The organism is Levilinea saccharolytica (assembly GCF_001306035.1).
Taxonomy (GTDB): Bacteria; Chloroflexota; Anaerolineae; order Anaerolineales; family Anaerolineaceae; genus Levilinea; species Levilinea saccharolytica.
Genome location: NZ_LGCM01000023.1, coordinates 1 through 23835 on the forward strand (window position 1 = coordinate 1; position 23835 = coordinate 23835).

The 23835-nt window shown below is 62.1% G+C and carries 20 protein-coding genes and 1 pseudogene; 9 read left to right on the forward strand and 12 right to left on the reverse strand.

All coding sequences use genetic code 11. The annotated features are described in order from the left end of the window. Positions 1-256 (reverse strand): annotated as a pseudogene (locus tag ADN01_RS05655) (hypothetical protein); the annotation flags it as partial. Between the two features lie 656 nt (positions 257-912). Between ADN01_RS05655 and ADN01_RS05660 the strand changes: the two are divergent. From ADN01_RS05660 to ADN01_RS05675, 4 genes are all read left to right on the forward strand, one after another. Then, complete coding sequence (locus ADN01_RS05660) at positions 913-1653, forward strand: hypothetical protein (protein ID WP_062417255.1); 741 nt, start codon at positions 913-915, stop codon at positions 1651-1653. 93 nt (positions 1654-1746) lie between these two features. After that, on the forward strand, positions 1747-2823 hold the full coding sequence (locus tag ADN01_RS05665) for a hypothetical protein (RefSeq protein ID WP_147238980.1): 1077 nt from the start codon (positions 1747-1749) through the stop codon (positions 2821-2823). 165 nt (positions 2824-2988) lie between these two features. Next, complete coding sequence (locus ADN01_RS05670; protein WP_062417253.1) at positions 2989-3465, forward strand: flavodoxin family protein; 477 nt, start codon at positions 2989-2991, stop codon at positions 3463-3465. Between the two features lie 128 nt (positions 3466-3593). Next, positions 3594-4451 (forward strand): pirin family protein, encoded by an 858-nt coding sequence (locus tag ADN01_RS05675; protein ID WP_062417252.1) that lies wholly within the window; start codon positions 3594-3596, stop codon positions 4449-4451. A gap of 12 nt (positions 4452-4463) precedes the next feature. On the opposite strand, the gene ADN01_RS05680 is transcribed toward ADN01_RS05675, so the two are convergent. From ADN01_RS05680 to ADN01_RS05690, 3 genes are read right to left on the reverse strand one after another with little or no spacing between them, the layout of a single operon-like run. Beyond that, on the reverse strand, positions 4464-5102 hold the full coding sequence (locus ADN01_RS05680) for a class I SAM-dependent methyltransferase (protein WP_062417251.1): 639 nt from the start codon (positions 5100-5102) through the stop codon (positions 4464-4466). A 4-nt stretch (positions 5103-5106) separates the two neighbouring features. Next, entirely contained in the window at positions 5107-6366 is a 1260-nt protein-coding gene (locus ADN01_RS05685; protein WP_062417250.1) for a Zn-dependent hydrolase, read from the reverse strand. Then, a complete protein-coding gene (locus ADN01_RS05690; protein ID WP_160318383.1) occupies positions 6363-7331 on the reverse strand; it encodes a phosphotransferase family protein in 969 nt (322 codons plus the stop codon). Before ADN01_RS05690 ends, ADN01_RS05685 begins: the two co-directional genes overlap by 4 nt. A gap of 270 nt (positions 7332-7601) precedes the next feature. Between ADN01_RS05690 and ADN01_RS19220 the strand changes: the two genes are divergently transcribed. From ADN01_RS19220 to ADN01_RS05705, 3 genes are read left to right on the forward strand one after another with little or no spacing between them, the layout of a single operon-like run. Further along, on the forward strand, positions 7602-9005 hold the full coding sequence (locus tag ADN01_RS19220) for a PAS domain-containing sensor histidine kinase (RefSeq protein ID WP_062417248.1): 1404 nt from the start codon (positions 7602-7604) through the stop codon (positions 9003-9005). Between the two features lie 33 nt (positions 9006-9038). Beyond that, entirely contained in the window at positions 9039-9416 is a 378-nt protein-coding gene (locus ADN01_RS05700) for a response regulator (protein ID WP_062417247.1), read from the forward strand. Between the two features lie 11 nt (positions 9417-9427). Then, positions 9428-12175: a PAS domain S-box protein gene (locus ADN01_RS05705; RefSeq protein ID WP_062417246.1), complete on the forward strand. Its 2748-nt coding sequence runs from the start codon at positions 9428-9430 to the stop codon at positions 12173-12175. 12 nt (positions 12176-12187) lie between these two features. Here ADN01_RS05705 and ADN01_RS05710 read toward each other — a convergent pair whose 3' ends face one another. From ADN01_RS05710 to ADN01_RS05745, 8 genes are all read right to left on the reverse strand, one after another. Beyond that, a complete protein-coding gene (locus tag ADN01_RS05710; RefSeq protein WP_062417245.1) occupies positions 12188-13225 on the reverse strand; it encodes an SIS domain-containing protein in 1038 nt (345 codons plus the stop codon). 23 nt (positions 13226-13248) lie between these two features. Then, on the reverse strand, positions 13249-14841 hold the full coding sequence (nagZ, locus tag ADN01_RS05715; RefSeq protein ID WP_062417244.1) for a beta-N-acetylhexosaminidase: 1593 nt from the start codon (positions 14839-14841) through the stop codon (positions 13249-13251). 3 nt (positions 14842-14844) lie between these two features. Next, on the reverse strand, positions 14845-15687 hold the full coding sequence (locus ADN01_RS05720; protein WP_062417243.1) for a carbohydrate ABC transporter permease: 843 nt from the start codon (positions 15685-15687) through the stop codon (positions 14845-14847). Positions 15688-15755: 68 nt separating this feature from the next. Beyond that, positions 15756-16910, reverse strand: coding sequence for a carbohydrate ABC transporter permease (locus tag ADN01_RS05725; protein ID WP_062417242.1), 1155 nt, complete (start codon positions 16908-16910; stop codon positions 15756-15758). Between the two features lie 66 nt (positions 16911-16976). Beyond that, positions 16977-18368: an ABC transporter substrate-binding protein gene (locus ADN01_RS05730; protein WP_075070998.1), complete on the reverse strand. Its 1392-nt coding sequence runs from the start codon at positions 18366-18368 to the stop codon at positions 16977-16979. Positions 18369-18486: 118 nt separating this feature from the next. Beyond that, positions 18487-19335, reverse strand: a complete 849-nt coding sequence (locus tag ADN01_RS05735; RefSeq protein ID WP_062417240.1) for a PIG-L deacetylase family protein — start codon at positions 19333-19335, stop codon at positions 18487-18489. Next, positions 19325-20740 (reverse strand): ROK family protein, encoded by a 1416-nt coding sequence (locus ADN01_RS05740; RefSeq protein WP_062417239.1) that lies wholly within the window; start codon positions 20738-20740, stop codon positions 19325-19327. The genes ADN01_RS05735 and ADN01_RS05740 overlap by 11 nt, the downstream gene beginning before the upstream one ends. A gap of 22 nt (positions 20741-20762) precedes the next feature. Beyond that, positions 20763-21965: an ROK family transcriptional regulator gene (locus tag ADN01_RS05745; RefSeq protein ID WP_062417238.1), complete on the reverse strand. Its 1203-nt coding sequence runs from the start codon at positions 21963-21965 to the stop codon at positions 20763-20765. Positions 21966-22232: 267 nt separating this feature from the next. Here ADN01_RS05745 and ADN01_RS05750 point away from each other — a divergent pair, with 267 nt between their 5' ends. After that, positions 22233-22733, forward strand: a complete 501-nt coding sequence (locus ADN01_RS05750) for a hypothetical protein (protein ID WP_062417237.1) — start codon at positions 22233-22235, stop codon at positions 22731-22733. Positions 22734-22773: 40 nt separating this feature from the next. After that, the gene (locus tag ADN01_RS05755; protein ID WP_062417236.1) at positions 22774-23697 is read left to right on the forward strand and encodes a patatin-like phospholipase family protein; all 924 of its coding nucleotides are present in this window, start codon (positions 22774-22776) and stop codon (positions 23695-23697) included. The last annotated feature ends 138 nt before the right edge of the window (positions 23698-23835 follow it).

Here is a 23835-nt window from a genome sequence, read left to right on the forward strand (position 1 = left end):
CGGTTTGCAGGCTGGGGAAGAAGGGCGCAAAGGCGTACACCACCAGCAGCGGCGCCAGCCAGGCGGTGCGGAAGGGGCGCAAATGGCGCACCAGGATGTCGTCCGATTTCGTGGCGGTGCGCGCGGCCATGTAAAAGAGCACGCGGCCAATCACGTTGCGCGCGAATAAAAACGCCGCGGCGCTGAGGATGAGCAGCGCGCCCAATGCCATTTCGGGGTTCTCAACCGCCCAGGTTTCCAAGGTTGCCCAGTTCATGCCCTTCCCTCCTGCCCAACGTATTGATCTCTCCACCAATTCCGCAAGAACGATCCGCAGATGACGCAGATTTCGCAGATGAATCCTCACCCACTCTGCATGTCATCGCGAGGCCGGTGCTTTCCCGGCCGCAGCGATCTCTTCGCCAATTCCGCAAGAACGATCCGCAGATGACGCAGATTTCGCAGATAAGGCCCTCGCGTTTTTGTCATTACGAGCCGCGCAGCGGCGAGGCAATCTCTTCGCCGTGGGTAGAGACTGCTTCGACCGGAAACCCGCCGGTCTCGCCCTCAAAAGGCGAGGGCTAGCCCTCAAAAAAACGAGGGCAGGCAGTGACACATTCATTGATGTCATCGCGAGGCCGGTGCTTTCCCGGCCGCAGCGATCTCTCCGCCAATTCCGCAAGAACGATCCGCAGATGACGCAGATTTCGCAGATAAAGCCTTCGCGTTTTTGTCCCTGCGAGCAATCCCTTCGCCCAATCTGCGGGTGTTACCACCTTTTTATTTTGACATATTTTGTCATTAATATCAAGAATACCGCCAACATTCACCGCATCCAAACCACCCCTGAACCAATTCTTAATATCCCCCTGCTATCCTAAGACCGTGATCGAAAAACGATCCAACTTAACCAAAACATATAAGGAGTGCACCATGAACTTCAAAAAATGGATCCCCGCCATCCTTGCGGGAACGCTGCTGCTGACGGGTGTCGTCGGCGTCATCGGAATTTCAGCCGTCAAGATGGTCAGCGCGGCTGCTCCAGCCGCCCGCATGGCGGACCTGCCCGAACCCATGATGGGCCGCGGCCCCGGCGGCGGCTACGCCAGCGAAGAACTGGCCAGCGCCCTGGGCATCACCACCGACCAGCTCGAACAGGCCTACCAAAACGCTCAGGAACAGGCCCTGGCCCAGGCTGTGGCTGCCGGCCAGATCACCCAGGCCCAGGCCGATCAGATGAAAACCGGCGGACGCATGCCCTTTGGCATGGGCGGCGGCTGGATGCAGGACAGCGGTGTAGATTTTGACGCCCTGCTGGCCGAAGCCCTGAACATCACCCCCGAACAGCTTCAGGCCGCCCGCGAACAGGCCGCCCAGGCTCACCTGGCCCAGCAAGTGGCCGACGGCGAGATCACCCAGGAACAGGCCGATCTGATCCAGGGCCGCCGCACCCTCTTTACCAACTCGGCTTTTATCAACCAGATGCAGGCCGCCTTTGAAAAAGCTGTGCAGCAGGCCGTGTCGGACGGCGTCATCAGCCAGTCGGCTGCCGACCAGATTTTGGCCGAACGCGCCGAAAACGGCACCCCCGGCATGGGCGGTTGGATGGGCGGCTGGATGGACGGCGGACGCATGGAGCGCGGTATGGGCCGCGGGATGGGGGGCCGCCGCTAACCCGATCTCCGAGACAACTCGTAACTGAAGCGCCGCGCCTGGAAAGAGCTTATCCAGGCGCGGCTTTTTGCCTTCGTCCCCACGGCGTGCGGTTTGCGGGTACAATCCACCCCAGAGGTCATCCCCATGTTTGTCGGCGGCGAATTTTATCCCGACCCGCGCTGGGTGCGGGCAGAACCCCAGCTCCACACCACCGGTCTATATTTCCTCAACGGCGGACGAGCCTGCCTGACGGTCATCGCCGCCGCCCTGCGCGCCCGCGGTGTGCGCCGCATCCTGCTGCCCAGCTACCTGTGCCCTTCCATCCCCAAAACCCTGCGCGCCTGCGGCCTGCCCACCGCCTTCTACCGCGTGCGTGCCGACCTTTCCCTCGATCTGGAAGATATCGCCCGCCAGCAGAGCCGGGCACAGGCCCTGTATTTCATTAATTACTTCGGCTTTGCCCACCCCCCCGCCGTGCGCGCCTTTATGCAGGATTACCAGCGTTCCGGCGGCTGGGTGGTGGAAGATAACGCCCAGGCGGGTTTTTTGGAACCTTCTGTTGGCGATTTCGTCTTCAACAGCCTGCGCAAACTGTGCGCGCACGACGGGGCCTACCTGCACAGCCGGGTGGATTTGGCCCCCCTGCTGGCCAGCTTTCCCCCCGTCCCCAACCCGCGCCTGCCTCTCATCCGCGCCTACCGCCAGGGCCTGTACGCCTACCAGGTCGAGCACCGCGGCAGCCACGCCCGCCTGCGCGCGCTCTACCGCCAGGCCGAACGCCTGTATGAGCGCCTGCCGGTCATCCACGGTGACGCGCAGGAACGCTGCGAGATTGAGCATCTGGATTGGGCCGGGCTGCGTCAGGCGCGCCGCAGCAACTATCAAACCCTTTTGGATCTGCTGAACAGCATCCCCCAGGCCGTGCCCGTCTTCCCCCAACTGCAGGCTGATACCCTGCCGCTGGGCCTGCCGGTGTACCTGCCCCGCGGCCTGCGGGACCGCGTCTACGAGGCCCTGGGGCAGGCAGGGGTGGGCGCTGTCATCCACTGGCCGCCCCATGCCCGCGCCGACCCCCACACGCGGGCCGCCGCCGAGCGCATGTTAACCCTGCCGGTGGACGAGCGCGCCAGGCGCAAACACATGGAATATGTGGCCCTCCAGCTTTCGCGCGCTCTGGCCGGTGTCTAGTCCGCGCCGCGCCGAGATCTGGCAGAGTGTTGTATACTTAACCATAGATGTTTTCTGTCCGCAGCATCCAGTGCACACCCCCCTCTTTTTTGCAGCCAAACACCAAGCGGCAGCTTGCGTTTGAACCACCCTTTCCAAGATTTTGTGTGTTTCAGGAGAACCGAAATGAAAGCCGTCATCATCTATGATTCCGTTTTTGGCAACACCGAGAAAGTGGCCCAATCCGTCGGGCAGGCCCTGGGTGCTTCTGCCGAAGTGTCCGTCCTGCCCGTGAGCGAAGCCACCCCCGAACGTCTGCGCGGGGCCGATCTGCTCATCGCCGGTGCGCCCACCCGCCAGTTCCGTCCTTCGGACGGCATGCGCCAATGGCTCGATTCTCTCCCCGCGGGAGCCTTGCAGGGCATGAAAACCGCCGCCTTCGACACGCGCATGTCGGTGAAAGACGCCAACGTGTGGGTCCTCACCGTGATGGTAAAAATCTTCGGCTATGCTGCCGAGCCGATGGCCAAAAAGCTAAAAGCCAAAGGCGGTCAACCCACCGGCACGCCCGCGGGCTTTTTGGTCAAGGGCACCGAAGGCCCCTTATTCGACGGCGAATTGGAACGTGCCGCCGCCTGGGCGCAGACCCTGGCTGCCCATTAATTTTCCCCTCCGTATTCAACACAATCACCCCGCCAAACTGCGCGGGGTGATTGTCTTTCGCGGGCAGACATGGTACAGTACAAGGGTACATCCGTTTACCCCCCTTGCCTTTCCCAGGAGAAACCGCCATGTCCTCCACCCGATCCGTGGCCCAAGTCTTTGCCAGCCGCCCCACTCTGGAAGGTGCCGGCGTCCATCTGAAGCGCGGGTTCAGTCACGGTCAAGAAACCCTCTTTGACCCCTTCCTGCTCTTCGACGATTTCAGCGGTGACGACCCCGCCGACTTTATCGCCGGTTTCCCCTGGCATCCCCACCGCGGCATCGAAACCATCACCTACCTGCTGGAAGGTGAGGTGGAACACGGCGACTCACTGGGCAACGCCGGCAGCATCCGCCCCGGCGACGTGCAGTGGATGACAGCCGGCAGCGGCATCATTCACCAGGAAATGCCCGTCCCCAGCCCCAACGGAAAACTGGTCGGCTTTCAGCTGTGGGCCAACCTGCCCGCCAGCCACAAAATGATCGCGCCGCGCTACCGCGGCATCACCGCCAGTGAAATTCCCCAGATTCACCACGGCGGGGCGCGCGTGCACGTGATCTGCGGCACCCTCCAGGGTCACACCGGCCCCGCTCAGGATATCATCATCGCCCCCGAATATCTGGATGTCAGCCTGGACGCCAACGGCGCCTGGCTGCACGCCACCCCCCCAGGCCACACCGCCTTTGCCTACCTGTTCGCAGGCACGGCCAGCTTTGCCCCCGGCGCGGCCAAAGTCGTCTCCGGCAGCATCGTGCTGTTCAACAGCGGCGACCAGGTGGAGATCGCCGCTGGAGATAACGGCGCCCGCTTCCTCTTCATCACCGGCAAACCCCTGCGCGAACCCATCGCCTGGGGCGGGCCGATCGTGATGAACACCGCCGAAGAACTGCGCACGGCCTTTGCCGAATTCCGCGCCGGGACCTTCATCAAGCATCCCCAGGGCTAATCCGCGCCCGCCTCAGGCCAACTGGTGCAGCTGCACGGTGAACACTCCCGCGCAGGAGGAGATTTGTGTGTACTGCGCGTCCAGGCCGGCTGCCCGCAGGGCCGCCAAGGATTCATCCGCCAGCCAGAAATATTCCTGCTCCCATTCCGGCCCCATCGCCTGCCGCAGGGCGTCTTCGGCCGCGGCGTTCTCAAAAGCCAGGTCGCCAATCACCAACCGGCCGCCCACCTTCAGATACTGGGCCAGGTAGCGGCGGCACAGCCTGACCTTTTCTTCCAGGGGAAAATGGTGCAGGGTGTAGCCAGAGACCAGCGCATCATAGCGGCGTTCAAATTCCTGCGGCCACGGCCCGCGCACATCCGCCTGGGCAAACACCGCCCCCGGTAACTTGGCCCGCGCCCGCGCCAGCATCTCCCCCGAAAAATCCAGTCCCCACAGGCGGCAACCCCGCCGCATCAGCAGTTCAGCCAGGTTGCCCGTGCCCGTACCCAAATCCAGCACCGCGTCCCCCTGCCCCACGCCCGCCGCCTGCACCACCGCCGCCAGCACGCGCGAATACCCGTCAAAGGGAAAGCCCGTGTCGGGCCGCACGGATTCATCGTAGCTTTCCGCCCAGGCGTCAAATTCCTCCGGAAAAAATTCATCCACCATTCTTTCACCTCGCGTTTTCAACAATCCAATGGGCGGTGCGTTCGGCCAACCGGCTCAGGGCCTCCACCGCCAGGCGCAAATCTTCTTCGCGCGTGTCTTCTTCACGGGTATGCGAAAGCCCGCGCAGGCTCTGCACAAACAGCATGGCCGTGGGCACGCCGCTCTGCGCCACCACCACCGCATCGTGCAGCGGCCCGCTGGGCATGACGTACGCGTTGCCGCTCAGCTCACCCACCACCTGCGCACCCAGCGCGGTCAATTCCTCATGAAAGCGCACCGGCGGCACATGATAGAGTCGCTCCCAGGCCACCTCCACCCGCTCCTCAGCCGCAATCGTCTCACTGGCCGCGCGCGCTTCGGTCAGCATGGCCGCCAGTTCGGGGGCCTCGATATGCCGCTGATCCAGGGTGCATTCGCACTCCCCCGCCACCGCCGTCACAATTCCCGGCCGGGGGATGAGGCTGCCCACCGTGCTCACCCCGCCGTGCTGCACGGCGATCTCGCGCACCGCCAGGGCAAAGCGCGCCGCCGCGCTCAGGGCATCCCGCCGCAGGGCCATGGGGGTCGAACCGGCGTGAGCGGTCTGTCCGCGAAACACCAGGCGGTGGCGTTCCAGTCCCATCGCGCCCAGCACCGCGGCCAGGGGCAGGTTCAGGCTTTCCAAAACGGGGCCCTGCTCAATGTGCAGTTCCAAATAGGCCGCCGCGTTCTCCATCTGGCGCGCTGCCATCCCCGCCCGATCCAAATCCACCCCCCAGCGGCCAATCACGTCCGTCAGGCGCGCTCCGTGTGCATCGCGCGCCGTGCGCAGCGCCGCCGGGTCAAAAGGCCCGCAGGCCGCATGGGAAGTGAACATGCTCAGCCCAAACTGGGTGCCCTCTTCCTCGGCCCAAGCCGCCAGGCGCAGCGTCACCGGCGGGGTCCCCCGCGCAGCCCAAGAACGCAGCACCTCCAGCCCGGCGGCCACGCCCAAACAGCCGTCCAGCCAGCCGCCCCCCGGCACCGAATCAATATGGCTGCCCAGGATCAGCGCGCGCGGCGAAGCCCCCCGCAGGGTGGCCCACACGTTCCCGGCCTCATCCACGCTGACCTCTACGGGAAGCTCGGCCAGCTTGGCGCGCAGCCACTGCCGCGCCTGATCCCAGGGCTCTGTCCATGCCAGGCGCTGCGCCCCGTTGGCGTCGCCCGTCAGGCGCTGCAGCTCGCGCAAATCGTCCACCACCCGCTGGGGGTTCAAAACCGCTGTATGCCCGTTGTCCGTCATCCCTGCGCCTCCCGCGCGGCAATCGCTGCCAGCGCCCGCTCAATAAAAGATTGATAGTCGCGTTGAATCGTTTCCGCGGTGATATCCCCGCGCCCGTAAGGTTCAAAGAAAGCCGCCCACCCCGCCAAATCATCCCCCGCCAGGCGCGCCAGCCGCAGTGCCGCCGCCAGATCCCAATACGGCAGTCCGCCCTCGTCCACAGGCCGCACGGTGCGGTAAGCGTCCCAAAAGGCCTCGGCCGCTTCCCAGCCCAGAATCCAGGCCAGGTCTAAACGGCTGATGCCGGCGTCCCGCAGCGGATCGCCCAAAAGCGCGTCTTCCCAATCCACCACCGCTGCCAGCCGCCCGTCGCGCCACAGCAGGTTCCCCGGCCAGTAGTCCCCGTGCAGCAGGGCGACGGGGTTGGCTGCGGGCAGCGGCCACAGCGGGCGCAGCACCGCCCGCAGGCGTTCCTCCTGCCAAAAGGGGTCGTGCTGCCCCGCGCCAAAGGTCGTCTCAAAGCCGGTCGGGGGCCGCTCCAAACAGTCTAACGCGGCCGCCTCACCGCCCAGATCATGAATTTTAGCCAGGTGCTCGCCCATCTGACGCGCATAGGCTCGCCGGTCGGCGGGGTCAAATTCCACCCGCCCCTCCACATAGGCCGTCACCCCATAGGCCTCTGGGAACACCCGCCCGGAGAGGTCCGCGCCGTAGGGCTGGGGCACAGCCAGGCTGCTCGCCCAGGCCAAGCGCAGGCATTCAAATTCCACCTGCACAGTCTGGGGCAGCCCCCGGCCCGCGCGGCGTACTACAAAGGTACGCAGCCCGCCGTCAGCCGTCTCCACCTCCACCCGGCTGGTCAGCGCGGAAAGTCCCCCGCCCAGCACCTCCCAACGCCGCAGCCTGCTGCCCGGCATCCAGGTTTCGACCCACCGCAGGTATGCTGAAGGCCAATGCTCGTCCGCCACATGCACCGTCCTATCCAAAAATGCCCATCTAGCCATTATAGCGGCACTTCACGGCCGCCGTCCAACCCAAACTGCCGGTTAGCCGCCAGTTTGCGAACCTTTAGAGATAGGTCGCGATTCGCTTTTCATTTCGTTGCAAATCCGGTGGTTTTCCGCTTGACGCCGCCCGCCGTTCATCCTATGATATTTTTATCTCTGGTTTTCTTTCCCGCTCACCTTCCTCACCCTACAACCAGAATCCTGGAAGCTTTGCCTGGTACTGCCCGCCTTTCCCAAGGAGGCCGACCGATGAAACCCCTGAGACTCAAAATCGAGCAACGCATTGCGCTCATCTATCTGATTTTTGGTGTGCTGTGGATCTTCTTTTCGGATCTGCTGCTGACCCTGCTCACCAATGACCCTGAGGATCTGACCCGCATGCAAAACCTCAAGGGCTGGGCCTTTGTGTTGGTCAGCGCTGGCCTCATCTACAGTTTCCTGCGCCATTATCTTGAGATTCAACGGGCTGCTGAAAAAGAATTAGCTGCAAAAGAAGAGCGCTTTCGCATGTTGTTCAACACCAGCCCCGACGGCATCCTGCTGACCGTTCCAGAAGGCCCCATCCTGGCCGCCAACGCGTCCGCCTGCCAGATATTAGGCCGCAGCGAAGAAGAACTGCGTGTCACAGATCCCAGCGGTGTCGTGGACCTGCAAGATCCCCGCTTGCCTCAGGCCATAAGCACTCGCGCCGAGACAGGCCATTTTCATGGGGAAATAAATTTCCTGCGCAGGAACGGGGAACGCTTTCCTTGCGAAATTTCTGCCGCAAAATATTGGGTCGGCGATGGAAAAGAAGAAAGCGCCATCATTCTGCGTGACATCAGCGACCGCAAGCGGGCCGAAGAAGCTCTTCAGAAAAATGAAGAGGATCTGCGCCTGCTGAACACACAGCTTGAGCAGCGCGTGGCCGAGCGCACCCAGGAACTGAGCATCGCCGTGCGCAAAGCCCAGGAGGCTGACCGGCTTAAATCTGTCTTCCTCGCCACCATGTCTCACGAGCTGCGCACCCCGCTCAATTCCATCATCGGCTTTTCGGGCATCCTTTCGCAGGGGCTGGCCGGGCCGCTGAACGACGAACAGAATAAGCAGCTCGGCATGGTGCGCCAGAGCGCCCAGCATCTTTTGAACCTGATCAACGACATCCTCGACCTCTCCAAGATCGAGGCCGGTCAAATGAAGGTCAGCTGCGCCCCCTGCGATCTGCGCGCCGTCATCGAAAGCGTTTTGCAGCTGGCCCAGCCCCTGGCCGCCAAAAAAGGGCTCGCATTGCAGGCCGAGATCGGCACGGATATCCCCGTCATCCTATCGGACGCCCAGCGCCTGAAGCAGATTCTGCTCAACCTGGTGAACAACGCCGTCAAGTTCACCCCCCAGGGGCTGGTACGGGTGGAATGCCGCCGCGGCGAGCAATCGGTGGAAATTTCCGTGCGCGACACCGGCATCGGTATCGCTGCCGAAGATCTGCCCCACCTGTTCCGTCCTTTTCACCAAATTGAATCCGGCGCCAACCGCAAACATGAAGGAAGTGGATTGGGATTATCCATTTCTCATCAGCTTGCCAGCCTGTTGGGTGGTAAAATTAACGTCCAAAGCCAGCCCGGCGAAGGCAGCCTGTTCACCCTGGAACTTCCCCTGAAGGCGCCGCCCTGCTGAGGCTTACAGTTGACCATCAGTTCAGAGTAAACTATGGCAAAAATACTGATCATCGAAGATAATGAGAATAACCTGTATCTGGAGACCTTCATCCTCCAGTCGCACGGCCATCAGGTTTTGCAGGCCCGCGACGGAGAAAACGGCATCGCTCTGGCGTTGGAGGAGCACCCAGATTTGATCCTGCTGGATATTCAGCTGCCCGTCATGGACGGCTTCCAGGTGGCCGCCGAGCTGCGCAAGCTGCACCTGCTCAACACCACCCCCATCGTGGCCGTCACCTCCTACGCCATGGTGGGCGACCGCGAGACCATTCTGGCGGCAGGCTGCAATGATTATCTGGAAAAGCCGATCAACCCCGATACCTTCATGGCCCAGGTGCAGCATCATCTGGCCAACCCGCAGAAAGGATAAAAAGGATAACGATGAAGTGGGCGCTGGTCGTTGACGATCACGAAGAAAATTTCTACCTGATCAAGACCATCCTGTCCACGCGCCAGATCAGCGCTCGCTGGGCAAAAAACGGCGCCGAAGCCCTGAACTCCGCCCGCCAGGAAAGTCCTGATCTGGTGATTTCGGACATCCTCATGCCGGTGATGGACGGCTTTGAGTTGTGCCGCGCCTGGAAGCGAGATGAAAACCTGCGTCAGATCCCTTTCGTGTTTTACACCGCCACCTACGTGGAACCCGAAGACAGCGAATTTGCCCTCAGTCTGGGGGCCGACGGCTTTATCGTCAAAAACACCGAACCGCAAGTGTTCCTTAATTCCCTGCAAGAGATCCTCACAAAGGTTCCGAGCGGCCGCCAACCCGCGCAGCCTGAGCAGGAAGAAACCGGGGAAAACTATTACCGCCTCTACAGCCAGGCCCTGGTGCGCAAGCTGGAAGATAAACTGGCCGAGCTGGAGCGCGCCAACCAGGCTCTGAAGCAAAGCGAAGCCAACTACAAATTCCTCTTTGAGCACAACCCCTTCCCCATGTGGATTTACGACCTGGAAACGCTGCGTTTTCTCACCGTCAACGACGCCGCCTCCCAGGTGTACGGCTACACCCGCGACGAATTTCTGTCCATGACCCTTAAGGATATCCGTCCCCTCGAGGATCTGCCCTCGCTGCAGCAAAACATTCAGACCCACCACGAAAGCTACCAGCAGTCCGGTCCCTGGCGCCACCGCATGAAAGACGGGCGCATAACCTTCGTGGAAATCACCTCACATGCCATCCTGTACCAGGGCAAAAAAGCGCGCTTTGTTGTTGCCCAGGATATCACCGAGCGCAAGAAGGCCGAAGACGCCCTGCGCCTGCAAAGCGCCGCCCTCAACTCCGCCGCCAACGCCATCCTCATCACCGATGTGGACGGCCGCATCCAATGGGTCAACCCTGCTTTTGAACGCCTGACCGGATACACGAAAGAAGAAGTCATCGGGCAAAATCCTCGCATCCTCAATTCCGGTGCGCAATCCAAACAGTATTTCATCAATATGTGGAACACCTTGTTGGAAGGCAAGGTCTGGCACGATGAAATCATCAACCGCCGCAAAGACGGCAGAATCTACTACGAAGAAGAAACGATCACCCCCTTGTTTGACCTTGAACAGCGCATCACCCACTTCATCGCCGTCAAGCAAGACATCACCCAGCGCAAGGAATCAGAAAAGCAGCTGCGCGAGAACGAAGAGCGACTGCGCCTGACCCTGGAGGCCGCCCATCAGGGCATCTTTGACCTCAACCTGCAAACTGGCGAAATGGTCATCAATGATATTTACGCCACCATGCTGGGCCAGGACCCCGCCACCTTCGTGGAAACCAACCCGCAGTGGCGTTCTCGCCTGCACCCGGATGATCACCCTCATGTCAGCCAGGTGTACAATGCCTATGTCAACAATGAGATCCCCGAATACCGCGTGGAATACCGCCAGAAAATGCCCGACGGCAGCTGGAAATGGATCCTGTCGCTGGGCAGCATTGTGGAGCGCGACGCGGAGGGTAAACCGCTGCGCATGATGGGCGTGCACACCGACATTGACCAGAGCAAAAAAGCCTCACTCGAAATTGCCCGCCTGTTTGAAGAATCGCAGCGCCGCCTGTCGCGCCTGGCCACCCTACGCAAAATTGACATCGCCATCAGCTCTGACCAGCACATGCTGCAAATTTTGGAGACCCTGCTCACCCAGGTGCAGTCGCAGCTTCAGGTGGATGCAGCGGCCGTCCTGCTCTTTAACGAAGCGGAGCAGGCCTTCGAATACACCGCCAGCATCGGGTTCTCCGCAGAGGATATTAGACGCGCCCGCGTCCCCTACGGAACCAGTCTGGCGGGGCGCGCCGCCCAAATCAAGGGCCGTATCCACCTTGACCCGTGCCAATCCCCCGACCTGCACCCCGGCCTGCTGACGCTGTGTGAAAAAGAGGGCTTCCACACCTATTTTGGCTTCCCTCTGGTGTTCAAGGACCACCTGAAAGGTGTGCTGGAGCTGTTCCACCGCCAGCCCTTAGACCCCGACCAGGAATGGCTGGATTATTACGAGACCCTGGCCGGTCAGGCCGCGATGGCCGTGGAAAACGCCCAGCTCATTACCGGTTTGCATCAGGCCAACGAGGACTTGATGCAGGCCTACGATGCCACCATCGAAGGCTGGTCTATGGCCATGGATCTGCGCGACAAAGAAACCGAGGGCCATACCCTGCGCGTCACCGATATGACCGTCGCCCTGGCCCGCAAGCTGAACCTGTCGGATTCCGAGATTGTGCATGTGCGCCGCGGCGCTTTGCTGCACGACATCGGCAAAGTCGGCGTGCCCGATTCCATCCTGCTCAAACCCGGCCGGCTGACCCCCGAAGAGCGCCAGATCATCGAAAAGCACCCCGTCTACGCCTTCAACATGCTGCAGTCCATCGCTTACCTGCGCCCCGCCCTGGATATCCCCCACCTGCACCACGAAAAATGGGACGGCAGCGGCTATCCCTACGGCCTGCAGGGTGAACAAATCCCCCTCACCGCCCGCTTGTTCGCCCTGGTGGACGTCTACGACGCCCTCACCAGCGACCGCCCCTACCGACCGGCCTGGTCAAAGGATGAAACCATCACCTACATCCGCGAGCAGAGCGGCAAACACTTCGACCCCACCCTGGTGGCGCTTTTCCTGGAATATCTGCGAGAAAACCCCGATTTATAAAAGCGCACAGGCTTAATGGGTTTCCGTCACCTTGCGGATGGTGCGCGGATTCTCGGTGTCGTAGCCTTTGGCGCGCGTCAGGTGATAGCAGAAGAGCTGCGCCGGAAGGATGCTCACCAGCGGCGAAAGCCATTCCGGCAGATCCTCCGGCAGCGGCAGGGCCGTCTGCGCCAGGCGCAGCGCCTGGGGCGCGTTGGAAACCACCACCAGTTCGGCCTGCAGATCCTGCCGCAAATGGGTGAGCGTCTCCAGCATCGAAGCAAACACCTTCCCCTGCGGCGCCGCCGCCATCACCGGAAAGCCGCGCGCCACCATCGCCACCGGCCCGTGCTGGAAATCAGCCGAGGAGAACGACTCGGCTTCCACATAGGTCAATTCCTTCAGTTTCAGCGCCCATTCAAAGGCCGTGGCGTAGTTATACCCCCGTCCCAGCACCACACACTGCTGCATATAGCGGTAACGCTGCGCCGCCTGTTCCACCGCTGGTTCCAGCAAAAGTGCCTGCGCTGCCCAATCCGCCGCCCGTTCCAGCTCGGCCCAGCGCGCCGCATCCCCTTGCAGGGCTGTAGACAGCATGGCGATGGCCATCAGCTGCGCCGTATAGGTTTTGGTGGCGGCCACCGCCTGCTCCGGCCCGGCCTGAATATCCAGGACGAAATCCGCCGCCTGCGCCAGGGGCGAATCAGGCGCGTTGGTGATCGCCAGGGTCAAATTCCCCTGACGACGGCCCTCGCTGACCACGCTGACAATATCCGGGGACTGCCCCGACTGTGAAATGCCCACCACCAATGCATTGCGCAGCCTGGGCGGCTGCTGGTAATAGGTGAACAGCGAAGGCGCCGCTAACGCCAGCGGCAGGGCGTTGGCCGCCCCCCACAGGTAGTTGGCGTAACGCCCGGCGTTATCCGACGTGCCGCGCGCCGCCAAAAACGCAAAGCGGATGTCCCGCTCGCCGATCGCCCGCGCCACGGCTTCCACCGCGCCGCGCTGAGTGCGCAGCAGGCGCTCCAGGCAGGCGGGCTGCTCAAAAATTTCAGCGTGTAAACCCATGCAGTCGTTCCCTCCAACCCACGCTAGATCAGACCGTGACCCAGCGGATACAGTCCTTCAATGCTCACCGGCAGCCGCCCCCAAAAGTCGCCCTGGCCCATCAAAGCCCGCGCCAAAGCCCGCATAGACGGGGGCAGCAGGCTGTACGTGCACACAAAGACCGGCGCTTCGGGGAACACAGCCAAATCATAGGGCAGCCGCAAGGCCGCCGCCACCACCGGCATGGGCAGCCGCAGCACCTGGCGCACCAGCTCGGCCTGCCCCGGCGCCGCAAATGCGTTCAGCGTGCCCACCACCGCCGCCCCGCAGCCTTCCAGCCGCCGCAGCGCCTCGCTGATCTCTTCCGCGCTGGGGTTGTGCCCCACGCTGATCTCTTCCACCTGCGGGTGCAGCTTGCGCAGCTCCGCCGCCAACTGGGGGGTCACGTACGAAGAGGTGTCCGCCGGGGTCAAATCCACCGGCCGGGGCATCACCACCCCCAGGCGCTCCTCCGGCCCCAAATGCAGCGGCAGGATCCCGTGATGGTCGCGCACGCGTGTCAGCGCCCGCTCCGCGATGGTTTCGGCCGTTTTTTGGTGCGCCGCGCAGCCCACCGCGCTCCCATCCGGCGCGTCAAAACCCGACAGCCAGTCTCTCAAATCCGCGGTACGCCGCAGGGAGGCTTCCAGCGCCTGTGGGGTCAACCGTCCATCGCGCAGGGCCTGCTGCAAATGCTCAAACACCCGCCGCTGATCCTGGGGATCCGCGGTCACCAGCAGCAAATCCACCCCCGCCGTCACCGCCCGCAGCGCGTCTTCCCCCAGGGCTTCCCCCTGGCGGATGGCGCGCATGTCCATGGCGTCCGTCACAATCACGCCTTCAAAGCCCAGTTCTTGGCGCAAAATGCCCTGCAAAATGCGCGGCGAAAGCGTGGCCGGGGGCGCATCCGCCCCATCCACCGCCGGCAGGGCCACATGCGCGCTCATCACCATGCGCACGCCCGCCGCCACCGCCGCCTGAAAAGGCGGAAACTCCACACGCCGCAGCCGTTCCAGACCGTGCTGCACCGAGGGCAGTCCGTGGTGCGAATCGCCGTCCGTATCGCCGTGCCCCGGAAAATGCTTGGCCGCCGCCGCCACCCCGGCCCCTTGCAGCCCGCGGATCACCGCCGCCGCCAGGCGCCCCACTGCCTGGGGGTCTTCGCCAAAGGAGCGCGAGCCGATCACCGGATTGCGCGGGTTGATGTTGACGTCGCACACCGGCGCGTAGTCCACATTCACGCCCATGGCGGCCAGTTCGCGCCCCAAAACCGCTCCGGCCTCCTCGGCCAAAGCCTCCGAACCCGCCGCCCCCAGGGCCATATTCCCCGGCAGGGGCGTGACCCCCTCGCCCACCGCCATCAGCTGCCCGCCCTCCTGGTCAGCGGCGATCAGCAGCGGCGGCAAGCCCAGTTCCCGCGCGGCCCGCTGTAAATCTGCGCACAGCGCCTGCACCTGTGCCGGATGATCCACGTTCAAATGGCGAAAGAGGGTTATCCCCGCGGGGCGGTAATCGCGCAGGGCCGCCTGCATCTGCGGGGTGAAGTGTTTACCAGCGAAGGCCAGCAGCATTTTTTGGCCGACTTCGTGTTCTCCCATATCTCAGCCTTTCAGCCCCGAAACCACCACCCCATCCAGGATGAAGCGCTGGGCGAAGAAGAACACCACCATCAGCGGCACGGTGGTCAGCACCGCCGCCGCCATGATCGTCGGCCACTGCTGCACCGTCAGATTGATGTTATAGAGGGTGGCCACATACACCGGCAGGGTATAGAGCTTCACCGTCTGCAAATACATCAAGGGGGCTAGCAGACTGTTCCACAGCCCCACGAACAGGAAGGTGGCCACGGTGGCCAATGGGGCCTTCACCAGCGGCAGAACCACCTCCCAGAAAATTTGGATGTGGTTGGCCCCATCCACAAAGGCGGATTCATCCAGTTCCTTGGGGATCTGCGCCATGGCCTGGCGCAGCAAAAATACCATCGCCGCCCCGCCCGCGAAGAAGCCGGGCAGAATGATGGGGTTAAACGTGCCGATCCATTTCAGCTTGTTGAAGAACACATACTGCGGCACAATCAGCGCCTGCGGCGGGATCATCATGGTGGCCAGCATCAGGAAGAACACAAAATTGCGCCCCGGCCATTGAATGCGGCTGAAGGCATAGGCCACCACCGCGATGGAAAACAGCGTGCCCATCAGGGCCAGGGTGGTGTAAAACACCGAGTTAAAATACGACCGCAGAAAATCGGGGTTCTGCAAAATCGAAATATACGCCGCCAACGTGGGAACCTTGGGCAGCCAGATGATCCCCGCCGAGTTGGTCTCTTCCAGAGTCTTCAAAGAAGATGAGATCATCCAAAACAGCGGGAAGCTCATCACCACCGTGGCGCCGGTGAGCAAAAAGTACAGCCCCAAACGTTTCAAAATCGGCCAAATCGTGCGCATGCTACTCTCCAATACCCGTTTCCCGGCTGCCCGCGCCGCCAACCAACCCGGCGCCTGCCGCGCTTATCTTAATACAGATCATAGGTCACCCAGCGGTCCTGCAGCTTGAACTGGATGAAGGTGATGGCCAAAATCAGCAGCAAAATCAACCAGGAGATGGCCGAACCGTAGCCAATTTCAAAATGGCGGAAGCTGGCCTGCCACAGGTAATACACCATCGAAATGGTCGAGGGCACCAGCGGCTGGTTGTCGCGGTAGAGCACATAAATGGGCTCAAAAATCTGCATGGCGTTGATCAGGCCCACGATCAGGTTGTAAAAGATATAGGGGGTCAAGAGCGGGAAGGAAACCCGCCAAAAGCGCTTCCAGGGCCCGGCCCCATCCACCTCGGCCGCCTCATGCAGCTCTTTGGGGATGTTCTTCAGCCCCGCCAGGAAGATCAGCATCATCGCCCCGCAGCCCCAGATCATCAGCAAAATCACCGACATCTTGGACCACATCGGGCTTTGCACCCACAGCGGGATGCGGTTTTCGGCCGGGAAGCCTGCTTCCCACACCTTGATCAGCAAATTAAATTTACCGTTGCTCAAGCCCAGGAAAAAAGCACTGGTCAGTTCCTGCACAAAAATCAACGCCCGGTTCAAATACCCAAAGGGCGGAAAAATCTGCGTCAACCCGCGAATGATTTGATTGATAATGCCAGTTCCAGTGTTCAGCATCAGCCGCCAGGCCAACAGCACGGCGGTGTTGAAACCCAAAATCACGGGCAAGTAAAAAGCCATGCGAAACACGCGCTCACCGCGCATTTTCTGATTCAGCAAAACCGCCAGCAGCAGCGCTGCGCCCATTTGCAGAGGCAGGCCCACGGCGGTCAAATACAGCGTGTTCACCACCGAGGCGCGAAACCCGGTGTCTTTCAGGATCAACTGGAGGTAGTTTTCCAGCCCGACCCATTTGGGAGCCGCGTTCGAAACCACGCGGTAATCCGTGAAACTCCAATACAACGAGAAACCCATCGGGATCAGCACAAAAATCAAAAAGCCAACAATCCACGGCGACGCAAACAAATACCCGGCAAAAGTGTTCTCCTGCTTGCGGCGCGAGGCCCCCAGCACTTTGGCAATCAGGCGCGCCGCGAACCCAATCAGCAAGCTGGAGCCGACGATAAACAGCACCGCGGCCGCTGCCATCAGGATTGCGTCATAATAAGGGTTTTTCACCATGTGTCACTCTCAGGGGGTTGGCCGGTGGGCGGTTGCCCGCCCACCGGCTGGATCTTCAAAAGTTCGTTACTTGCCCAGGGCAGCCGTGTATTCTTCTTGAATCTTGGCCACAACTTCTTCGGGGGTCAATTCTTCGGTGATCAGTTTGCCCAGCGCGTCCTGCATGATCGTGGACAGTTTGGCGGCTTCCAGGATGCCCGCGAAGCCCACACCGTACTGCGAAGCCAGTTCCGCCTCGCGCTTCAGCTGCGCCGATTCGGTCACATAACCGTATTGGGCGTCGTTGCGGGCCGGGATCAGGCTCATGGTCTCGTTCCAGCGGTGGTTGGCTTCCTTGCTGAAAGCCAGCTTCAGCCATTCCGCGGCCAATTCTTTGTTGGGGCTGTAATCCGCCACCGCCAGCCAGTCATTGAAGGCCAGCACAACCGGCTTGCTGTTGGGGAAGTTGGTCGGATCGCCGTAGAAGGGATCAATGCTCACGTTTTCCCACACAGGGCGGTCAAACGCCGGGGCCGCCCAACCCGAATGGGCCAGACACACCGCGCCGTTGTCTTTCTGGGTCTCATCGTTGACGTCAATCACAGAACCCTGACCGGTCGGCAGGGCGCCCACCGCGTCAGCAGCGGGGCCGTAGATGGCCTGGCGCATATCCAGCACGAACTGGGTCGCGGCCAGCGCTTCGGGCGAGTCAAAGTTGGGGGTGCCGTCGGCTTTGTAGAGTTCGCCGCCCAGGGAGTAGTACACCAACAGCCACCACTGCCAGTCGGCCATCGAGCCAGCGTCCACGGGCACCAGGGCTTGCTGCACCAGTGAATTAGTGGCGGGGTCAATCTTCGAGGCCTTGCCCGCAAATTCTACCCACTGGGCAAAGTCTTTGGGGGTGCCGCTCGTCCAGCCAGAGGCTTCCATCAAGTCGGTGCGGCAGAAGACGTAGCGCGGGGCGGTGAAGATGGGCAGACCGCGCAGCTTGCCTTCGAACTTGGCGTTTTCCAGCGCCGGGCCAAAATTCTTAACATCCGCCCAAGCAGCCTCGCCCAGGTAGGGCTCCATGTCGGCCAGGCTGGCGCCGTAGAGGGTGTTCATTTCAGAACCCAGGTTGATGATGTCGGGGCCTTCGCCAGCCGCAAAGAAACCGCTGAAGGTGGTGTCCCAACCGCTCCAGGTGCCTTCGGTGATTTCCACGGTCACGCCAGGGTGGGCGGCTTCAAAAGCGGGGTTGATGTCGCTCTTCAGCCAGGCGATCGTGTCGGGGGTGTAGTCCAACAGGTAGATCTTCAGGGTCACAGCCTCGGCCGCGGGGGCAGCGGGGGCTTCGGTGGGGGCGGTTTCCGCCGGGGCCGCGGGTTCAGCAGGGGCCGCCGGGGCAGCGGGTTCGGCCGTGGCAGCCGGAGCCGCCGGGGCGCAGGCGCCTAAAATCAGGCTGACAAGCATGAACAGCACAAACAATTTGGTACGCATGGAATCTTCTCCTTCTTGGGGTGTGTTCTCACTGAATTTTGAGGGTTAAAACCGCAAACAAGGGTGTTGGTTGATCCGTTCGAGGACTGCTCCTTTCCACAGCCTGCCCCAGCGCGCGTCAGCTCAGCCGCTGAATGCGCCCGGTCACATCCTGTGCAAACCGTTGGATAAACGTTTGAACCCACTCGTCTGGGGAAGTGCGGTCTGCATCCATCAAAGGCGTCAAATCCATCGCAAACGACAGCCCCGTGGATGCATCCACCTGGTGCGATTCGCTGTAGGTGGCGTTGGCGCGGCGGCGGGCCAGCGAAGCCAGGTCGTAGCGCTTGCCGCCGCTGATCTGTGAGTCAAAGACTCCCAGCAGGGCCGCCTGCAAACATTCCTGGTCCGACAGGTCCATCATCACCTTATCCGCATCCATCAGCCAATCCAGCCCGCGCCACACCTCACAGCCGTACAGCCGCTGGGGGCGCTCGGCTGGGGCTAAACTGCGCGCTGCCTCCACAACGCGCAGAGCCACAGCCACATGCGTATCGTGCTTATCCGCCAGATTGTGGGTGTAGACCACCTGCGGGCGGCATGCCCGCAGCAGCCCCGAAATATCCTCAATGGCACTGCGCTGGCTCCCATCCTTAATCACCCGGCTGGGGTAATCCAGCATCACCTGGGCGGCGTATTCCCCCACCGCTGCCGCCTTGCGCTGTTCCTTAAAGCGCACCTCGCGCATCTGTTCATCATCATAACGTGCATACATCCCGCTGCGCGGCGAGCCGCGCCCGTCTGTCACCACCACACCAGTAAACCAGCGTTCGTCCTGCTGAAAGCATTCCAGAATCGGCTGGGCCGCCATGATCTCGATATCGTCCTGGTGGGCGGCGATGCACAGGTGAGTGGTGCGCCGCAGCGCCGCTTCCACCGGCAGCCCGTCCGGCACAAATACTTCTGCGGTCTCAAGGTTAAATTTCATGACGTCCCTCCGCCACCTTCAGCACCGGCAGGCTGGCGGCCGCGATGGACTGCCCCACCCGGCGGCTCTTTTCGTCCGGCAGTTGAATGTGAATGTTTTCCGCCAGCCTCGGGAACTCCGCGCCCAGCACCTGCTGCGCCCCCTCCAACAGCAGTTCCCCGCCCCGCCCCGAAGTGCAGCGCCCCAAAATGAGCACATGGCGGATGTCGTAAAAATCGGCGTAATGCGCCAGGCCGTAGCCCAAATACACGCCCATGCTCTGCCAGATCTGCACCGCCCCGCTCTCTCCAGCTTCCAGGCGCGCCTGGGCAGATTTCAGCCGTTCCGCGTCCGTGCAGCCCGTGGGCAGGCTGATGCCGGCCAGGGGCGCCAGGCGGAAGACGCACTGCTGCGAAAAGTAAGAAGCGCCGCAGCCCCGGTCGCCCGACCATTCATCCACCGCCGCCTGGGGGTTGTAATCCACCGGCGCGAAGGCCAGCTCATTCAGCCAGCCCTTGATGTACCCTTCTGCGTCCACATACCCGGCTGCCTCGCTGGAGCCCAGGGCGATCCCCAAAATGCCGTTATCCTCCAACGACATGGAACCCGCCAGGGCAGTGACGTCGCCGTCGTTGATGATCACCAGCGGCACGCCCAGCTCGCCTTGCAGGCGGTGGAACAGCTCGCGGATCTCACCCATGCGCTCCGGGGGGATGTTGCGGAACAGGGAAGCCACCATGGGGCGGTTGTCAATGTAAATCCCCGCCGAGCTGCCGCCGATGGCGTCTACGCGCGGCAGCTTGGAAGCCGCCGTTTTGAGGGCGGTTAAAATTTCTGCATAGTGATAGCTGGGGTCGCGGTGCTTAAACGGCTCCCAAATGACCTCTTCGCTGTACACGGCTTCGCCGTTCAGTACCGCGCTGACCTTGCGGTCCGAGGCGCCCAGGTCGAAGCCGATGCGCGCCCCGTCCAGGTGGCGGCCCAGGGGTTTGCTGGTTTCGCATGCCGCGGGCACGTCCTCCGCCCGACAGCAGATCACCTCAAACGGCCGCTCGTACACCTGCGCACCCATGAAGTGATGGTCAAAGCTGCGCGCCCCCTGCGCCCCGTAACAGGCGGCGATATACGCCCCCACCCGCGCCGGGCCGCCGATATACACGCGGAAGCCGCCCCGCTGCCACAGCAGGAACTTCACCAGCCGTTCGGCGTACACCAGGTTCTCGGCAGCGCGGGGGTGATCTTCGGGGAAGACCCAGGTTTCATAGCGCGAGAATTCGCCCTGGCTGCGTTCCAGCCCCACCACCAGCGGCACGCCCACCGCCTGGGCTTCGGAAAGAAAAGCGTGATTGGCCAGCACCGCCGGACGGAAGTTGGGATCCAGCGGGGGCAAAAGTTTGGGAGTCGGTAAGGTCAAACGCGGCAGCATGCAAGTTTCCTAATCGTTGGTTTTAATCGTTCGTTTTGATGAAGAGCAAATCGTAGTTTTCCAGCAGCATAAAAGCCGAAGCCCCCAATATGCAAGCTTGAATATCCAGCAGTCCAAAATCCAGGGTGGTCTGCTGCGCCAGGCGTCTCAGCGACACTCTCGCCGCGGCCGCGCGCACCTGCTCCAGCCAGGGCGCGCCAAAGCAAGCCAGGTCGCCGGTGAGCACGATCTTTTGAATATTGAGCACCCCCACCAGCGCAGCGATGGCACCGCCCAGGTATTGGGCCGCGTCGCTCATCACCCGCTGTGCCAGGGCATCCCCCGCGCGCCAGGCCGCCTCAATCTCGGCCAGACCCGCCGCCGGGTTTTGCGCCAACGGGGATTGAGGATATTCGCCCGCCAAAGCCCGCGCCCGCCGCACCACCGCGTGCGCGCTGGCGATGGTTTCCAGGCAGCCGCGATTGCCGCAGCGGCACAACGCACCGTCCTCCTGCACCACCACATGGCCAATCTCGCCCGCGCCCCCGCCGTCCCCCTGGAACAGGCGCCCGTGAATGAGAATGCCCGCGCCGATGCCGTGCTTGACGGTGATCACAATCAGGTTGCTGTCTGCGGGGTGATCCTGGCCGTACACAAATTCGCCGATGGCGGTGGCCTGGCTGTCATTTAAAATGGATACCGGCAGGCGGTAGCGCGCCTCCAAAAGCTGGGCCAACGGCAGATCCTGCCAGTCCAGATTGACGGCGTTCACCACCACCCCCTCGCGCGTGTTCACCAGCCCGGGCGTGCCGATGCCAATCCCCACCAGCGGTTTCCAGCCTTTAGCGGTGAGCTGATCCAGCATCTGGTACACCAGCTGCAAGGCCTGCACCCCGTCGCGTTCGTTGACCGGGAATTCCAGCATCTCTTTGATCTGCCCGCGCAGGTTCACCACCGCCCCCACAAACTTATCCTTGGCCAGGTTCAGGCCGATCAGATAGCGCGAATCGGCCACCAGGCTGAGCAGGATGGGGGCCTTGCCGCCGATGGATTCCCCGTAGCCAATCTCTTCCACCAGTCCCTCTTCCATCAATCCCGTCACAATTTCGGACACCGTGGCGCGGGTCAATTTGGTCAGGCGCGCCACCTCAGCCCGGCTGATGGTCTCGTGATCGAAGATCAGCTTCAAGACCAGATCGCGGTTGAGCTGCTTGGTTTGCTGATGGGTCGCTTTTTTAGACGCCATAAGGGCTCCGGGGGCGGTAAATTGAGCTGCAAGATGAAAAAAAGGGGGTCAAGCCGTTTGGCTTTGTATGTTTACTGAATTTACAAAGTCATTTTACAACCATCTGCCCCCTTTTGCAATACCCCATTTTCGTTTTTCAGTTTAATTTAAGAATCCCTGCCTCCAGCCTCCATGCTTTGCCTCCCTTGGGGTACAATCAGGTTCAGACGCAGCTTTTGACCCCTGGCGCGCGCCCGCCCTACCCTCTTTCGGGCGCAAGGAGACCGGATGACCCGTTTGTGCGCTTTCCTCACCGCCCTGCTCCTCTGCCTGTCAGCCTGCGCCCCGGAGCCGCCTATGACCCGCCTCACCCAAATCACTTTCAGCCGCGATTCGGGTTCCATCTTACCCGAGCTGCAGCTGCACGAAGAATACACCCTCACGCGCCAAAACGCCGCCTTCAGCCGCAGCGGCAAAATCGCCGCCACCCAGGCCAACGCCGGCGCGTGGGACCTGTCCGCCGACCCCGCCGCCCTGGAGGCTCTCTTCACCCAGGTAGAGGCCCTGCCCTGCGCCAATTTCAAGCGCGTGGAGCCCCCAGACCCGCCGGACGGCGGCGGCACGCAAACTTACACCCTCACCTACGCCAGCGGCGCCCCCTGCACCCTCACCTTTGACCCCGGCGTCACCTACAGCGGCAGCGAAGCCCTCACCCAGCCCGTGCAGCAGTTCCTCAGCTCGCTCACCCTGCCCGCTGAGGCCGCTGCCCCCTATCGTCTGGCCCCCTGACGGCCGTGCTCATCCTATTCCCAACGAACTGGTTTGGCTTATGTGGAATCCTCGTAAACCCAAAAAACAACTGGCCTTTGTCCTCAGCGGCGGCGGATCGCGCGGCGCCATGCAGGCGGGCGCCCTGCGCGCCCTGCTGGAAGCTGGCTACCAGCCCGATCTGATCACCGGAACCTCCATCGGCGCCGCCAACGGCGCATTCCTGGCCGTCCACGGCTTCACCCCCCAGGGCATCCAAAAGCTGGAAAAAATGTGGGCCGCCACCGTGGATCAGGATCTGCTGCCCACCAATCTGTGGTGGCAGACCATGCGCACCTTCTTCAAGCGCCCTGTTGGTTTTTCGCAGGACCGCATCCGCGAATTTGCCATCGCTGCCGGTCTGGCCCCCAACCTGCGCTTTCAAGACCTCACCGGCATCCGCTTCTTCCCGGTGGCCGCCGATCTCAACTCCGGCCGGCCGGTCGTCTTCGGCACCCGCCCCGAAGAATGCGTTCTCGACAGCGTGCTGGCCTCCATGAGCCTGCCCCCCTGGCTGGCCCCCCGCCAGGAAGACGGCCGCTATCTGATGGACGGCGGCGCGGTCAGCAATCTGCCCATTCAGGCCGCCCTGGAGCAAGGCGCCACCGAGATCATCGCCCTGGATCTATTTGACCCCGATGAGGTCAGCGATGACAACGCCGGGCTGAAAGGGTTTTTGCTCAAGCTGGATAAAACCGTGGAGGGCCGCCAGGCCGAGCTGGAAATTGAGCTGGCCAAAGCCCGCGGCGTGCCCGTGCGGCATATCACCCTGGTGGGCGAAAAGCCGGTACCCCTGTGGGATTTTCGCTCTTCCATCGAGCTGATCGAGCGCGGCTACCAGTTGGCCCAGCAGGCCGCCGCCGAATGGCCCCCTGCACCTCACCCCCGCTGGCAAAAGCTGCGTCTGAAGACCTTTCTGTCCGATCTGCTGGACGCCCTCGATTGACCCCCATTCCCCCCTGATTTTCAGGGGGGATTTTCAGATTCGCCCCTTAAACATTATACAAATAGTATATACATAGTGACAGGGGCCCGCGAAAAGGGTATATTGTCTTTATACAAAGCATTACAAAAGTTCATACAA

Excerpts from the sequence above, each read along its gene's own strand:
- ADN01_RS05660 (WP_062417255.1), top strand. The coding sequence starts at position 913 with ATGAACTTCAAAAAATGGATCCCCGCCATCCTTGCGGGAACGCTGCTG.
- ADN01_RS05670 (WP_062417253.1), top strand. The coding sequence starts at position 2,989 with ATGAAAGCCGTCATCATCTATGATTCCGTTTTTGGCAACACCGAGAAA.
- ADN01_RS05675 (WP_062417252.1), top strand. The coding sequence starts at position 3,594 with ATGTCCTCCACCCGATCCGTGGCCCAAGTCTTTGCCAGCCGCCCCACT.
- ADN01_RS05680 (WP_062417251.1), bottom strand. The coding sequence starts at position 5,102 with ATGGTGGATGAATTTTTTCCGGAGGAATTTGACGCCTGGGCGGAAAGC.
- ADN01_RS05685 (WP_062417250.1), bottom strand. The coding sequence starts at position 6,366 with ATGACGGACAACGGGCATACAGCGGTTTTGAACCCCCAGCGGGTGGTG.
- ADN01_RS19220 (WP_062417248.1), top strand. The coding sequence starts at position 7,602 with ATGAAACCCCTGAGACTCAAAATCGAGCAACGCATTGCGCTCATCTAT.
- ADN01_RS05700 (WP_062417247.1), top strand. The coding sequence starts at position 9,039 with ATGGCAAAAATACTGATCATCGAAGATAATGAGAATAACCTGTATCTG.
- ADN01_RS05705 (WP_062417246.1), top strand. The coding sequence starts at position 9,428 with ATGAAGTGGGCGCTGGTCGTTGACGATCACGAAGAAAATTTCTACCTG.
- ADN01_RS05710 (WP_062417245.1), bottom strand. The coding sequence starts at position 13,225 with ATGGGTTTACACGCTGAAATTTTTGAGCAGCCCGCCTGCCTGGAGCGC.
- nagZ (WP_062417244.1), bottom strand. The coding sequence starts at position 14,841 with ATGGGAGAACACGAAGTCGGCCAAAAAATGCTGCTGGCCTTCGCTGGT.
- ADN01_RS05720 (WP_062417243.1), bottom strand. The coding sequence starts at position 15,687 with ATGCGCACGATTTGGCCGATTTTGAAACGTTTGGGGCTGTACTTTTTG.
- ADN01_RS05725 (WP_062417242.1), bottom strand. The coding sequence starts at position 16,910 with ATGGTGAAAAACCCTTATTATGACGCAATCCTGATGGCAGCGGCCGCG.
- ADN01_RS05730 (WP_075070998.1), bottom strand. The coding sequence starts at position 18,368 with ATGCGTACCAAATTGTTTGTGCTGTTCATGCTTGTCAGCCTGATTTTA.
- ADN01_RS05735 (WP_062417240.1), bottom strand. The coding sequence starts at position 19,335 with ATGAAATTTAACCTTGAGACCGCAGAAGTATTTGTGCCGGACGGGCTG.
- ADN01_RS05740 (WP_062417239.1), bottom strand. The coding sequence starts at position 20,740 with ATGCTGCCGCGTTTGACCTTACCGACTCCCAAACTTTTGCCCCCGCTG.
- ADN01_RS05745 (WP_062417238.1), bottom strand. The coding sequence starts at position 21,965 with ATGGCGTCTAAAAAAGCGACCCATCAGCAAACCAAGCAGCTCAACCGC.
- ADN01_RS05750 (WP_062417237.1), top strand. The coding sequence starts at position 22,233 with ATGACCCGTTTGTGCGCTTTCCTCACCGCCCTGCTCCTCTGCCTGTCA.
- ADN01_RS05755 (WP_062417236.1), top strand. The coding sequence starts at position 22,774 with ATGTGGAATCCTCGTAAACCCAAAAAACAACTGGCCTTTGTCCTCAGC.